This window comes from Oerskovia sp. PE-21s, assembly GCF_056158145.1.
Genome location: NZ_JBUXJM010000004.1, coordinates 208909 through 222254, shown reverse-complemented (window position 1 = coordinate 222254; position 13346 = coordinate 208909). Strand labels below are relative to the sequence as shown.

The 13346-nt window shown below is 73.3% G+C and carries 16 protein-coding genes; 8 read left to right on the top strand and 8 right to left on the bottom strand.

From position 1 onward, the window contains the following. The first annotated feature begins 266 nt into the window (after window positions 1-266). From ACZDYF_RS09590 to ACZDYF_RS09575, 4 genes are read left to right on the top strand one after another with little or no spacing between them, the layout of a single operon-like run. Complete coding sequence (locus ACZDYF_RS09590; RefSeq protein WP_475055909.1) at window positions 267-1325, top strand: iron-siderophore ABC transporter substrate-binding protein; 1059 nt, start codon at window positions 267-269, stop codon at window positions 1323-1325. Window positions 1326-1338: 13 nt separating this feature from the next. After that, entirely contained in the window at window positions 1339-2397 is a 1059-nt protein-coding gene (locus tag ACZDYF_RS09585; RefSeq protein ID WP_475055906.1) for a FecCD family ABC transporter permease, read from the top strand. Further along, complete coding sequence (locus tag ACZDYF_RS09580; protein WP_475055904.1) at window positions 2394-3473, top strand: FecCD family ABC transporter permease; 1080 nt, start codon at window positions 2394-2396, stop codon at window positions 3471-3473. The genes ACZDYF_RS09585 and ACZDYF_RS09580 overlap by 4 nt, the downstream gene beginning before the upstream one ends. Window positions 3474-3475: 2 nt before the next feature. Beyond that, the gene (locus tag ACZDYF_RS09575) at window positions 3476-4312 is read left to right on the top strand and encodes an ABC transporter ATP-binding protein (protein ID WP_475055902.1); all 837 of its coding nucleotides are present in this window, start codon (window positions 3476-3478) and stop codon (window positions 4310-4312) included. Between the two features lie 149 nt (window positions 4313-4461). Here ACZDYF_RS09575 and ACZDYF_RS09570 read toward each other — a convergent pair whose 3' ends face one another. Together ACZDYF_RS09570 and ACZDYF_RS09565 are read right to left on the bottom strand one after the other, a co-directional pair. Beyond that, window positions 4462-4620, bottom strand: coding sequence for a hypothetical protein (locus tag ACZDYF_RS09570; RefSeq protein WP_191789886.1), 159 nt, complete (start codon window positions 4618-4620; stop codon window positions 4462-4464). Between the two features lie 217 nt (window positions 4621-4837). Further along, complete coding sequence (locus ACZDYF_RS09565) at window positions 4838-5509, bottom strand: DsbA family oxidoreductase (protein ID WP_138826654.1); 672 nt, start codon at window positions 5507-5509, stop codon at window positions 4838-4840. Window positions 5510-5655: 146 nt separating this feature from the next. Here ACZDYF_RS09565 and ACZDYF_RS09560 point away from each other — a divergent pair, with 146 nt between their 5' ends. Next, window positions 5656-5925 carry a hypothetical protein gene (locus tag ACZDYF_RS09560; RefSeq protein WP_475055900.1) on the top strand — a complete coding sequence of 90 codons (270 nt, stop codon included), beginning with the start codon at window positions 5656-5658 and terminating at the stop codon, window positions 5923-5925. 101 nt (window positions 5926-6026) lie between these two features. Here ACZDYF_RS09560 and ACZDYF_RS09555 read toward each other — a convergent pair whose 3' ends face one another. From ACZDYF_RS09555 to ACZDYF_RS09540, 4 genes are all read right to left on the bottom strand, one after another. Then, window positions 6027-6635, bottom strand: a complete 609-nt coding sequence (locus ACZDYF_RS09555) for a DinB family protein (RefSeq protein WP_475055898.1) — start codon at window positions 6633-6635, stop codon at window positions 6027-6029. Window positions 6636-6748: 113 nt separating this feature from the next. Continuing rightward, on the bottom strand, window positions 6749-7009 hold the full coding sequence (locus ACZDYF_RS09550; protein WP_138826660.1) for a metal-sensitive transcriptional regulator: 261 nt from the start codon (window positions 7007-7009) through the stop codon (window positions 6749-6751). Window positions 7010-7020: 11 nt separating this feature from the next. Further along, window positions 7021-7455, bottom strand: coding sequence for a hypothetical protein (locus tag ACZDYF_RS09545; protein ID WP_475055895.1), 435 nt, complete (start codon window positions 7453-7455; stop codon window positions 7021-7023). Between the two features lie 145 nt (window positions 7456-7600). Further along, window positions 7601-7774 (bottom strand): hypothetical protein, encoded by a 174-nt coding sequence (locus ACZDYF_RS09540; RefSeq protein ID WP_191789895.1) that lies wholly within the window; start codon window positions 7772-7774, stop codon window positions 7601-7603. 75 nt (window positions 7775-7849) lie between these two features. Between ACZDYF_RS09540 and ACZDYF_RS09535 the strand changes: the two genes are divergently transcribed. Then, window positions 7850-9652 carry an FAD-dependent oxidoreductase gene (locus ACZDYF_RS09535; protein WP_475055890.1) on the top strand — a complete coding sequence of 601 codons (1803 nt, stop codon included), beginning with the start codon at window positions 7850-7852 and terminating at the stop codon, window positions 9650-9652. 398 nt (window positions 9653-10050) lie between these two features. On the opposite strand, the gene ACZDYF_RS09530 is transcribed toward ACZDYF_RS09535, so the two are convergent. Further along, complete coding sequence (locus ACZDYF_RS09530) at window positions 10051-11358, bottom strand: ROK family transcriptional regulator (protein ID WP_475055888.1); 1308 nt, start codon at window positions 11356-11358, stop codon at window positions 10051-10053. Window positions 11359-11609: 251 nt separating this feature from the next. Between ACZDYF_RS09530 and ACZDYF_RS09525 the strand changes: the two genes are divergently transcribed. Further along, the gene (locus ACZDYF_RS09525) at window positions 11610-12278 is read left to right on the top strand and encodes an N-acetyltransferase family protein (RefSeq protein WP_475055886.1); all 669 of its coding nucleotides are present in this window, start codon (window positions 11610-11612) and stop codon (window positions 12276-12278) included. An 8-nt stretch (window positions 12279-12286) separates the two neighbouring features. On the opposite strand, the gene ACZDYF_RS09520 is transcribed toward ACZDYF_RS09525, so the two are convergent. Next, entirely contained in the window at window positions 12287-12481 is a 195-nt protein-coding gene (locus ACZDYF_RS09520; RefSeq protein WP_191789900.1) for a hypothetical protein, read from the bottom strand. Window positions 12482-12698: 217 nt separating this feature from the next. Here ACZDYF_RS09520 and ACZDYF_RS09515 point away from each other — a divergent pair, with 217 nt between their 5' ends. Then, entirely contained in the window at window positions 12699-13328 is a 630-nt protein-coding gene (locus ACZDYF_RS09515; protein ID WP_475055880.1) for a histidine phosphatase family protein, read from the top strand. The last annotated feature ends 18 nt before the right edge of the window (window positions 13329-13346 follow it).

Genomic DNA, 13346 nt, shown 5'->3' with positions numbered 1-13346 from the left:
GAACTGCCGAGCACGAGGTTCCGTGCGGTCGAGCACGAGGTTGCGGTCACCAAGCCGGTCATAACGACCGCAACCTCGTGCTCAGCACCAGCAAACCGACCACCCCCGGACGGCAGTTCCGCGACACACCCCGGCCGGGAGATGACAGCACGTTGTGAACCATCCCACTGGATCGCGCTGGCCCCCTTCGTCGAGGGTTCCCAGGTCATGAGGTTAGCCTTACCTCTAGCACCACCACCCCCGTGCAGCACCGACCGAGGAGCATCATGTCTCGCACCGTCTCTCGACGGCTCCGGCCCGCAGCGCTGGTCGCCGCGACCGTCGCCACCGCGTTCGCCCTGGGAGCCTGCTCCGGCGGGTCCACCGGCGACGCCTCGTCGCCCGCGACCGACAGCACCGCGTCCGAGGGCGCCTTCCCCGTGACGATCGACAGCGCTCTCGGCGAGGCCGTCATCGAGGAGAAGCCCGAGCGCGTCGTGACGTGGGGCTGGTCGACGCAGGACGCCGTCCTCGCGCTCGGCGTCGTGCCCGTCGCGATGCCCGCCTACAAGTACGGCGGCAACGCCGACGGCGTGCTCCCCTGGGTCGCCTCGACGCTCGACGAGATGGGCGCCGAGACGCCGACCCTCCTCTCGGGCGGCGACACGAGCGAGGTGCCGTTCGAGGAGGTCGTGGCCGCCAAGCCCGACGTCATCCTGGCCCCCTACTCGGGCATCACGCAGGAGGAGTTCGACAAGCTCTCCAAGATCGCACCCGTCGTCGCGTACCCCGACGAGCCGTGGTCGCTCTCGTGGCAGGACCAGCTCGACATCGTCGGCGAGGCCCTGGGCCTGTCCGAGGAGGCCGACGCCCTGCTCGAGGAGACGGACGCCGGCATCGCCGCGCAGTCGGACGCCTACCCGGTCATCAAGGACAAGTCCTTCTTCTACGCGGCCGCCAACACGGCCGACCAGCTCAACGTCTACCGCGCCGGGGACCCGCGCGTGCAGGTCGTCGAGGACCTCGGCATGACGATCTCGCCGAGCGTCGCGGAGCTCGACGCCGACCCGTCGTCCGGGACGTTCTGGTACCCGCTGAGCTACGAGAACGTCTCCAAGATCGAGACCGACGTCCTCATCATGTACTTCGCGACGCAGGCCGACGTCGACACGTTCGTTGCCGACCCGGTCATCGCCGCGATGCCCGCGGTCGCCGAGGGCCGTTTCGCCCCGATCGTGGGCGAGTCGTTCGTCATGGCGTCGAGCGCGCCCACGGTCCTGTCCATCCCGTGGATGCTGGACCAGTACGTGCCGCAGCTCGCGACCGCCGCCGAGAAGGTGTCGTAGTCTCACACCACTCATGAGCACGACCCACAGCACAGACGCCGGCACGGGCCGGGCGACCTCTCGTCGCCCGGCCCGTGCTCGGCGTCTCGTCGTCGGGCTCGTGGCCCTGGTCGTGGCGCTCGCCGCGGTGTGCGCGCTGAGCCTCGCGGTCGGGGCCAACGCCCTGCCGCTGAGCGTCGTCATGGACGCCCTCACGAGCTACGACCCGACCAACCCCGACCACCTCGTCGTGATCGAGAAGCGCGTGCCCCGCACGCTCGTGGGCCTCGTCGCGGGGGCCGCGCTCGGCGCCGCGGGCACGCTCATGCAGGGTCTGACGCGCAACCCGCTCGCCGACCCGGGCCTGCTCGGCATCAGCGCGGGTGCGTCGCTCTTCGTGGTCGGTGCGATCTCGTTCTTCGGGGTCTCGCAGGTCGGCGGCTACGTGTGGTTCGCGTTCGCGGGCGCTGCGGTCGCGGCGGCCGTGGTCTACGGGGTCGCGAGCGTGGGGCGCGAGGGCGCGACCCCGGTCAAGCTCGCCCTCGCCGGTGCGGCCGTCACGGCGGCGCTGACGTCGGTCGTGACCGCGGTCCTCCTGGTCGACCGCGCGGCGCTCGACCTCATGCGCTTCTGGCAGGTCGGCTCGCTCGCGGCGCGCGGCTCGACGGTCGTGTGGCAGGTCCTGCCGTTCGTCGTCGTGGGCCTCGTGCTGGCCCTCGCGCTCGGGCGGTCGCTCAACGGCCTGGCCCTGGGCGACGACGTCGCCCGCGGCCTCGGCCAGGACGTGACCCGCACGCGCGTGGTCGCGGGCGTCGCGATCGTCCTGCTGTGCGGGGCCGCGACCGCGGCCGTCGGCCCCGTGGCGTTCGTGGGGCTCGTCGTCCCGCACGTGGCGCGCTACGTCGTCGGGCTGGACTACCGGTGGGTGCTGCCGTACGCAGCGGTCGCGGCGCCCGTGCTGCTCGTCGGGTGCGACGTGATCGGCCGCGTCGTGGCCCGGCCGGGAGAGCTCCAGGTGGGCGTGGTCACCGCCGTCGTGGGGGCACCCCTGTTCATCGCGCTGGTCCGGCGCGGGAAGACGGTGTCGCTGTGAGCGCCCCGGCCACGGCCCCGCACGGCCTGCCCGACGGCGCCGCCCACCAGGGTGTCGACGTCGCCCGGGCCTCGCGTCACCGCGGGCGCCTGCGCGAGGCGCGGCTCGTGACGGGCCTGTCGGTCGCGCTCGTCGTGCTCGCCGCGGTCGGGATGACGCTGGGCGACGCGTCCGTCCCGCTGTCCGGCATCCTCGACACCGTCCTGGGCCGCGCCGACGTCCTCACGCAGTTCGTGATCGTCGAGCTGCGTCTGCCGCGACTCCTCACGGCCCTGGTCGTCGGTGCCGCGCTGGGCCTGTCGGGCGCGCTCTTCCAGTCGATCGTGCGCAACCCGCTCGCGAGCCCCGACATCATCGGGATCACGCAGAGCGCGAGCGCCGCGGGAGTCCTGGGCGTCGTGGTGCTGGGCATCAGCGGGCTCGCGCTCACGGGGCTGGTGCTCGTCGGGTCGCTCGTCGCGGCCGTCGCGATCTACCTGCTCGCGTGGCGCGGCGGCGTGGCCGGGTACCGGCTCGTCCTGATCGGGATCGGCGTCGCGGCCCTGTGCATGAGCGTGGTCTCGTGGGTCCTCACGACGAGCGACGTGCGCGACGCGCAGGCCGCGCTCGTGTGGATCACGGGCTCGCTCGCCCGCTCCGACTGGTCGACGCTCAACCCGCTGCTCGTCTGCTTCGTGGTGCTCGTACCGCTCACGGCCTACCTGGCTCCGCGGCTGCGCTCGCTCGAGCTGGGCGACGACGCCGCGGCTGCGCTCGGCATCCGCGTCGAACGCTCCCGTCTCCTGCTGATCCTCGTGGCCGTGGGCCTCGCGGGCTCGGCCGTCGCGGTCGTGGGCCCGGTCGCGTTCGTCGCGCTCGTCGCGGCCCCCATCGCGCGCCGCACGCTCGGCGACGGGCGGCTCGCGCTCGTGCCCGCGGCCCTCGTGGGCGCGCTGCTCGTGCTCGGGTCCGACCTCGTCGCACAGTTCACGATCCCCGACGTGACGCTGCCCGTCGGCGTCGTCACGGGCATCGTCGGCGCCCCCTACCTGCTGTGGCTGCTCGTGCGCACCAACCGTTCCGGACGCGGAGGCTGAGAATGACCGACCACCCCGAGACCGCCGGGGGCGCGCGCACCGCCGGGACGCACACGCTCGCCGCCGACCACGTGTCGCTCGCCTACGACGAGCGCCGCGTCGTCGAGGACCTGAGCCTCACGGTCGCCGCCGGGAAGATCACGTCGATCGTCGGCTCGAACGGCTGCGGCAAGTCGACGCTGCTGCGCGGCCTCGCGCGCCTGCTCAAGCCCGTGGGCGGGGCCGTCCTGCTCGACGGCGAGGACATCCGCTCGATGCCCACCAAGCAGGTCGCGACCACGCTCGGCCTGCTGCCGCAGGGTCCCGTGGCCCCCGACGGCATCACCGTCGCGGACCTCGTGGGTCGCGGCCGCTACCCCCACCAGGGCTGGTTCCGGCGATGGACCGCGGACGACGACGAGGCCGTTGCCGACGCGCTCGCCTCGACCGGGACGCTCGACCTCGCCGAGCGGTCCGTGGACGAGCTGTCGGGCGGGCAGCGGCAGCGCGTGTGGATCGCCATGGCGCTCGCTCAGCGCACCGACCTGCTGCTGCTCGACGAGCCGACGACGTTCCTCGACATCGCCCACCAGATCGACGTGCTCGACCTCCTCGTCGACCTCAACACCTCGCGCGGGACCACGGTCGTCATGGTGCTGCACGACCTCGACATGGCGTGCCGCTACTCCGACCGCCTCGTCGCGATGCGCGACGGCACGGTGCACACCGAGGGGGCACCGGGCGACGTCGTCGACGCGCAGATGGTGCGCGAGGTGTTCGGCCTGGACTCGCTCGTCGTGCCCGACCCGATCACGGGGACCCCGACGCTCGTGCCGATGGGCCGCCACCACCGGGGCTGAGTCGTTCGCACTGCCGATCAGGCAGGCGCGGCCCCGCCCCGGGCGTGACGAACGGGTGGTCAGCGGTCGCACGCGGCGACCCGTTCGTCACACCCGGCGCAGGGCCGGGCCGGGCATCTGTCGGCGGTAGGCCGAGAATCGGCCGGTGATCACTCGGGGAGAGCGCACACCCCGTCGACGCACACAGCGCCGTCGTCGCTGCCGACCATCGTGAACGGCGCGGCGGCCTCAGCGGCCGAGACCGTCATGAGGGTCGTGCGGCGCGGGTTCGCGATCGAGTGGAAGAGGTTTTCCTGGGTGTCAGTCATGGGATCTCCTGATGTCACGTGCTGCGGTGCTCGTGGGTGGTGGGATGGCCGGCCGTCTCGACGGGCGGACGCCTGCGGGGCCACCGGGACCAGCGACGCTGCGGGTTTCCGACAGTCTGGCTGATACTCGGTCGCATTCGCTACCGCTCCTGTTGTGATCTCGGTCGCATTCCACGTGGTAGGTGGAGGCGTCCGAGGCCACGGTCGAACCGGGGCGTCAGGCCACGGACTCGGCGGCGTCCGCGACGACCTGGTCGAGGACCTGCGTGAAGACGGCCGGGTCCTGCGCGCCCGAGACCCCGTACTTGCCGTTGAACACGAAGAACGGGACGCCGCTGATGCCGTAGGCGCGCGCCTGCGCGATGTCCTGCTCGACGTCGTCAGCGAAGTCGCCGTTCTCGAGGGCCGTGCGGACCTCGTCCGCGTCGAGCCCGACCTCGGTCGCCAGTGCGACGAGCTCGTCGATGCGGCCGACGTGGCGTCCCTGCTCGAAGTAGGCCTTGAGGAGGCGCTCCTTCATCTCGACCTGCTTGCCGCGCGACTTCGCGAGGTGCAGCAGCTCGTGCGCCTTGAGGGTCTTGGTGTGCTGGAGGGCGTCGAAGTCGTACGCGAGGCCCTCCGCAGCGGCGACCGTCGTCATCTGTCCGAGCATCTGCTCGACCTGCCCCTTGGGCATGCCCTTGTGCTTGGCCAGGAAGTCGACCTCGGTCCCCTCGAAGTCGACCGGGGTGTCCGGCGCGAGCTCGAACGAGTGGTACTCGATCTCCACCTCGGGGGCGTCGTCGCGGCCCGCGAACCCGGCCAGCGCCGTCTCGAAGCGGCGCTTGCCGACGTAGCACCAGGGGCACGCCACGTCGGACCAGATGTCGACCTTCACCTTTTCGCTCATGCCCGTTCTCAACCGCGGCGACGGGCCGAGGATTCCCCGCAAGGGTGTGATCCTGCCGACGCCTCTCCGGTTGCGGGCCGTCCAGCTCTGTGACGACCATTGGCGTCGTGCCCACTACGGGGCATTCGGATGAATCAGGGGAGAACATGCGAAACAAGGTCATCGGAGCCCTCGTCTCCGCAGCAGTCGGGGTCACCACTCTGGTCGGAGCTGCGGCTCCGGCGAGCGCGGCGCCCCTCAGCGGCCAGGCCGCACCTCTCAGCGGGCAGGTCGCGCTCCTCAGCTCACAGGTCGTCGGTGGCTTCACGACGCTGGCGAGCTGCAACGCAGGACGCGCCGAGTGGCGCAACCGCGGGTACATCGTCGGCTCCTGCACGTACTCGGGCGGCGAGTACCACTTCATCGCCCGGCGCTGACCGACGACCTCGGCGACGTCGCCGAGAGGACGGCTACGGTCCTGTCCGCGGAGCACGACGGCGCGCCGCCCTGTGGGGTGGCGCGCCGTCGTCGGGGTGACTCAGTCCGCGTGCCGCGCCCGGTACAGGTCCTGCAGCACCATGATCTCGGCGCCGTGGTGGATGAGCTCGCGGTTCATGTGGAGCACGAGGTGCCCGAACGGCGCCTGGGCGTCGATCTCGGTCGCTTGGCTCAGCCCGACCGTGAACACCTCGTCGTCGGGCAGCGAGTCGACGCCGTCGCGCCACAGGTCGACCCAGCGCGTCAGACCTTCGATCGCGGGGTCCACCTCGCCCGAGAACGCGACGGCGTCCCGCCGGGCGACGCGGTCGCCGAACGTCCACTCCCACCGCTCGAAGAACGCCTCGGTGAGGTGCGCGACGAGCCACGCGATCGTCCGCGGCTGCGGCGAGTCCGACCCCTCGGGCCACTCCATGACCCACTCGCCGATCCCGAGCGTCCGGGGCGAGCGCTCCTCCCCGCGCCGCACGACGCGCAGCGCGTCCGGCGCGGGCTCCCACTCGAACTCGTCCTGGTCGAGGGTCACGAGCCGTCCCAGCACCTCGAGCCACGAGAACCCGAGCTGCCCGCGCACCATCGCGAGCGGGGTCGGGACCGTCAGCACGGACCAGTCGAACACGGGGCTGCCGTAGGTCGCGTCGTCGCTCATGGGTGGCTCCTGAGGGGTCGCTCCTACCCGACGGCGCCGCTCGCCCCGGGAGTCCTGCTCACCTTCGCGATCATCCCCCGGGGCGTGCGCGGTCGCCTCCCGGCGCGGTCGACCTAGGTCAGCGACAGGAAGAGCTTCTCGAGCTTCTGCACGTCCGCCGTGCCGTTCTCCTCGTCCGTGAGGCACTGCTTCATGCCCGACGCGATGATCGCGAACCCGGCACGGTCGAGCGCCTTGGACACCGCGGACAGCTGCATCACGAGGTCGGCACAGTCGCCGCCGTCGTCGACCATCCGCACGACCGCGGCAAGCTGCCCCTGGGCACGCTTGAGCCGGTTCGAGACCTTCTTCATCTCGTCCTTGTCGAGCTCCATGACTCTTCCTCTCATCGCACGCACGCGTCGCGCGTGCTGCTCGTGCGCTGCACGAGCCCGAACAGGACAACAGCCAGCGCTGGCAGCACCATCCCGGCCTGGTGCGGCGCCTGGCCCACCAGGAACACGGCGGCGAGCACCGTGCCGCCCGAGACGACGGCGCACGGCGAGCACCCGAGGGTATCCCGCCAGGACTCGCCCCGGGCCGGGACGTAGCTCGCGAGCGTGAGGCCGCCGACGACGGCCACGGCCGCGAGCAGCCCCAGCCACAGGGGTGCGACGCCGGAGGTCCAGCCACCGCCCGCCTCCACGAGCAGTACGAGGAGCCCGGGAACGAGGGCGGCGACGACGACGAGCCGTCGCCTCCCCCACGCAGGTCGGCGCACCTGGACGGGCAGGGCGTCGAGCACGGCGTCGGGCACGGCGCGCCGGGGCGCCGGGCTCATCGGCAGGTGCAGCGTTCGGAGGGCTCGAACTCGGCGAGGACCTCGTCGGCGTGCATGCCGCAGCCGGTCCAGGTGATCTTGCGGCAGGTTCCGCAGCGGGCGGGGCTGCACATGGTGGTTCTCCTCGTGGTCGTCGGGTCGGGGGTCAGCGCTTGAACAGGCGCGAGAGGAAGGACCCCTGCGCAGGTGCCTTGGCCTCGGCCGCGTGGCCCTCGCAGCGGTCGGCGCGGGGCACGCCCCGCATGACCTGGTCGACGTGCTGGCCGCAGCCGGCCCACGTCGTCTTGCCGCACTTCTTGCAGGTCACAGCTCTACACACGCTTTTCCTCCTTGGTGGATGTGGTCCCACTATACCCCCGGGGGTATAGTGCTTCCTGAACCCCAGGAGGAAACCATGAAGATCGTCATCGTCGGAGGCGTCGCGGCAGGCATGTCCGCGGCGACCCGTCTTCGCCGCCTGTCGGAGGACGCGCAGATCGTCGTCCTCGAAGCCGGCGATCACGTCTCGTTCGCCAACTGCGGCCTGCCCTACTACGCGGGAGGAGTCATCGAGGACCGCGACGCGCTCCTCCTCCAGACCCCCGGGTCGCTCGCCGCCCGCTTCCGGATCGACGTGCGCGTCCGCCACCGCGTCACGGGCGTCGACGCCGACGCGCACACCGTCACGGTCCGCGACCTCGCCACGGGCGAAGAGTCCGTCGAGACCTACGACCGGCTCGTGCTGAGCCCCGGGGCCCGCCCGATCGTCCCGCCCGCGCCCGGCATGGAGCGCGCCCTCGTGCTGCGCGACGTGGCCGACGTCGACCGGATCGTCGCCGCGATCGACGGCACGGGAACGGACGGCGCGCGCGGCACGACGCCCCCCGGCCCTGCCCGCTCGGCCGTCGTGATCGGCGGCGGGTTCGTCGGGGTCGAGGTCGCGGAGAACCTCGTCCACCGCGGTCTCGACGTCACGCTCGTCGAGCTCGCCGACCAGGTCCTGGCCCCGCTCGACCCAGAGATGGCGATCCGCGTCCAGCAGGAGCTCGAGGCCCACGGCGTCCACGTGCGCACCTCGACGCAGGTCGGTGCGCTCGGCCCCGACACGGCCGACCTGTCCTCGGCCGACGGCTCGCCGCGTGGCACGGTCCCGGCCGACCTCGTCGTGGCCGCGATCGGCGTCCGCCCCGACGTCGAGCTCGCGGTTCTCGCCGGAGCGCAGGTCGGCCCGCGCGGCGGCATCCTCGTCGACGAGGACCTGCGCACCTCCGTGCCCGACGTCTATGCCGTGGGCGACGCCGCGACCAAGCGCGACGCGCTCGCCGCGAAGGCCTCCGACGCCTCGTCCACCGGCGACGAGCCGACCACCCTCATCCCCCTCGCGAACCTCGCCAACCGGCACGGGCGCCACGTCGCCGACGTGATCCTGGGGCGCCGCAACGGCATGCGCCCCTCGATGGGCACGGCCGTCGTCGGGGTGTTCGGGCTGACGGCCGCGAGCGTCGGGCGCAACGAGAAGCGCCTGCGTGCCGAGGGGCGCCCCTACCGGGCGATCCACACGCACCCCGCGCAGCACGCGGGCTACTACCCCGGCGCGACCCAGATGGCCCTCAAGCTGCTCGTCGACCCTGAGACCGACCTGCTCCTCGGCGCGCAGGGAGTCGGCCGCGACGGCGTCGACAAGCGCATCGACGTGCTCGCCACGGCCATCGCAGGCGGGCTCACGGCCTCCGACCTCGCCGACCTCGAGCTCGCGTACGCCCCGGCCTACGGCTCGGCCAAGGACCCCGTCAACATGCTGGGCTACGTGGCCGACAACCTGCGCGCGGGTGAGACCCGCAGCGCCCAGTGGCACGAGCTCGACGCGCTCGTCGCCCAGGGCGCGACCGTCGTCGACGTCCGCACGCCGGGCGAGCACGCGCGCGGGACCGTCGAGGTGCGCGCTGCTGACGGCGAGGACGCGGAGACGCTGCCCGCGCTCAACGTCCCGCTCGACGAGCTGCGCGACCGGGCCGCGGCCGAGATCCCCGCCGGGGCCCCCGTCGTCGTGCACTGCCAGGTGGGGCAGCGCGGGCACACGGCCGCGCGCCTGCTCACCCAGCTCGGGTACGACGTGCGCAACCTCGACGGCGGCTACCTCACGTGGCGGGACGGGACGCTCGCCCGCCGCACGGCCCGCACCGACGAGCTCGCGGCGTCCAGCAGCCCCACGGCCTGACGGACGGTGGCGGGCGGAGAGACCCGCCCGCCACTGTCGCGCCAACCGCCTCCGACGGGACCCGCGCCGGGAAGGTGCCGGCCCTGCCTACGATGGTCGGGTTCCCTCAACATGCACGGACGTCCGTGCGCGCGACCCCTACCCGGCAGGAGCCCCATGCCCGTCCGTCCCCGTACCGTCCTGCTGATCTCGGTCGGTGTCGCCGTCGTGCTGCTCGGGTCCCTCGTGGTCTTCCTGTCGATCGTGGGGATCGACGGCGTCGCCTGACACATCGGGTCACGGCCCGTCCTGCGAGATGCGGCCAACTGGGGTCGCACCGAGGTCTCGACCCCTGTTGGCCGCATCTCGCGGCGTGCGGTCCACGGGGCGGGACGAGGACCGCGGTCGCCGACCCGCGGTCAGGACGCGGTGACGCTCCCCGCGCCGAAGACGCGGCGCCGGGCGTCGTCGAGGGCCGCCGCGAGCGCCCCCTCGACCACGCCGTCGCCCTGCGCGGTGGACAGGAGCACCGAGGTCGGCGCCCCGTGCTCGGTGTGCAGCGCCGTGGCGACCCGGTCCCGCAGGGCCTGCCCACCGGTAGCAGCGACCTCGCCGCCGAGCACCACCGCGTCGGGGTCGAGGATCCCGATCGCCATGCTCAGCACGACCGCGATGCGGCGGGCGAGGTCGTCGAGGAAGTCCCCCGCGTCGCCCGTCGGGTCGAGGGCCGCCGCCGCGAGCACGCGCGACGCGGCCTCGCGAACCTGCGGGCTGCGTGCGACGTCGGCCCCCCGTCCCGCCGAGGCCGGGGCGATGCGCAACGTGTCGAGGGGCGCGGCGTCGAACGGCGCCAGGCGGTAGGCCTGCGCGAGGCGCGCGACGGCGTCGAGCTGGACGAGGTCGGCGACCCTGCTCCGGCCCTCGCACCCCCGGCGGGCCGGGTCGGGGACGGGCACGCGGTCGATCTCGCCCGCACCTCCGTGGCGACCTCGGCGGATGCGCCGGTCGAGCAGGGTCGCGGCCCCCACGCCCTGGTCGACCCACAGGACGAACAGGTCCCGGACGTCGGCCAGGTCCTCGCGCGCGAGCTCCGCGAGCGCCACGAGGTTGACGTCGTTCTCGACCGCAACCCTCACGCCGAGCGTCCGGGCGAGCTGTGCCTCGACGTCCTGGTCGTTCCAGACCGCGAGGTGAGGGGCGTACGCGAGGCGACCGGTCGCCGGGTCGACCGACCCGGGGAAACCGACGACGACCTGGAGGAGGTCGGCCCGGGAGATCCCGGCCCGTGCGCAGGCCTCGTCCACGACGGCCCGAACGACGTCGAGGTGCGCGCCTGGCGGGAGCGCGTCCGGCAGCCTCTCGTCGGCGGTCCAGACGACCGCGCGCGCCGACCTGCCGAGCACCTTGTCGGCGAGGTCGGCCACCACGACCGAGACCTGACCGACCGTGACGTCGACACCCGCCGCGTACCCGGAGGCGCCGCGCAACGTCCAGACGACGGCGCGCGGTCCGGGCCGGCCGTCGCGGTGTCCCGAGCGCTCGACGAGACCCGCGGCCTCGAGCCGCGCGACGAGGGTCGCGGTCGCCGGCTTGGACAGCCCCAGGATCTCCTGGAGGCCGGCCGAGGTCATGGGCCCGTGCCGGAACAGAGCCTCGAGTGCGGCCCCGTCGTTGAGGGCGCGCAGTACGGTCGCGTTGCCGACCCTCTTGGTGCTGTCCGTGCTCACGACGTCGTTCTCCTCCTCCGGCCCCGGCGTCCGCGGTGCTCGGGCTCAAGCGTGCCCGAAACCCGGAGCGGCATCGAGATCCCACCGGGACCGCCCTGGCGCAGGACGCCGGGCGCCGGGCGCCGGGCGCCGGGCGATCGTCTGTAAACTTGACTGGCAGCACATCCCCCGTCGCCGCCGCACGAGGTCTCGCCGAGAAGACGCGACCGGGAGCGCCCGACGACCTCCCGGACCCGAGGAACAGCACCACCGTGAGAATCCGGCCCTACGCGTCCCGCGACCTGGACGCGCTGTACGACATCTGCCTGCGCACGGGAGACAACGGCCGCGACGCGACCGCCGTCTACTCCGACCCACGCCTTCTCGGCGAGATCTACGCCGCGCCCTACGCAGCCCACGACCCGTCGCTCGTGAGCGTGCTCGTCACCGACGACGACCGCGTCGTCGGCTACGTGATCGGCTGCCGCGACACGCTGGCCTTCGAGGAGTGGCGCGAGCGCGAGTGGTGGCCGCCCCTGCGCGAGCGGTACCCCCTTCCGGACCCCGCCGACCCCACGCCCGACGCGCGCCTGGTCCGCCAGATCCACGACCGCACCGCCGCGACGCCGCGACCCTGGCTCGCCGAGCCCGCGACGCACCCCGCGCACCTGCACATCGACCTGCTCCCCGAGGCGCAGGGCACCGGCTGGGGACGACGCATGATCGAGCACCTCACGGGCCAGCTCGTGGACCTCGGCGTCCCGGGACTGCACCTCGGCGTCGGCGCCGAGAACCACGGCGCGATCGCGTTCTACTCCCGGCTGGGCCTCGCCCCCCTCTCGGACCCCGACGACGGCGGGCTCACCCTGGGGACGACGCTCGGCGTCCAGGACGCGGCCAGGCCGGACGACACCTCGACGGACGCGCTGCGCGCCGGGTAGCCAGCGGGTCAGACGACCTCGTGCGCCCCGCTCCACGACGCGACCGTGCGGTCGTCCGAGGTCTGCAACGAGAACGAGGTGAGCGGCAGGTTCCCGCTCCGCTTGCGTGACCGGACGACGTCGAGCGCCGCCTCGTCGGTCTCGGCCTCGAACGGTTCGCCTCGCAGCGCAGCGGTCGCCGTCAGGATCGAGTAGGTGGTCATGACGGACGAGCCTAGGGCCAGAACAGGCTCCAGGACGACCCCCGACTCGGTCACACCCGCCCGCGGCCTCCCCGTGCACCCGCCGCCGGAGGCCCTTCGGCGGCGGCCGGCCCGTCCCCCGGGCGACCCGTCCGCGGGGTACGACCGCCGCCCAGCGGGTGCTCCGCCGTCGGGCCTGGGGGATGCTCGGAACAGCACCCCGACCCCGGAGGACCCCATGCCCGACCCCCAGCTCGTGCTCCTGCGGCACGGTGAGACCGAGTGGAGCCGCTCCGGCCAGCACACCGGCACGAGCGACATCCCCCTGACCCCGCTCGGCGAGGACCAGGCCCGGGCGGCCGGGGCGTTCCTCGCCGGACGCTCGTTCGCCCTCGCCCTGCGCAGCCCGCTGCTGCGCGCCCGGCGGACCGCCGAGCTCGCGGGCTACCCCGACGCGGTCGCCGAACCGAACCTCGCCGAGTGGGACTACGGCCCCGTCGAGGGCCGCACGGCCGACGACGTGAGCGAGGAGATCGGGCGCGACTGGCTGATCTTCCGCGACGGCGTGCACGTGGTGCCCCGTGCCGAGGGCGCCCCGGGCGAGCCGGGGACCCGGCGGGGCGAGACGCTCGACGACGTCGCCGACCGGGCGCGGGCGGTCGTCAGGCGCGTCGACCCCGTGCTGCGCGACGGCGGCGACGTCCTGCTCGTCGCGCACGGTCACCTGCTGCGCGTGCTCGCCGCGGTCTGGCTCGAGCTGGGACCCGCGACCGCCGCGCGGTTCGAGCTGGGCACCGCGAGCATCAGCCTGCTCGGCCACGGGCACGGCCTGCGCACGGTCGAAGGGTGGAACCTGCCGACGGCCTGACCGGGACACCGCGCCGCG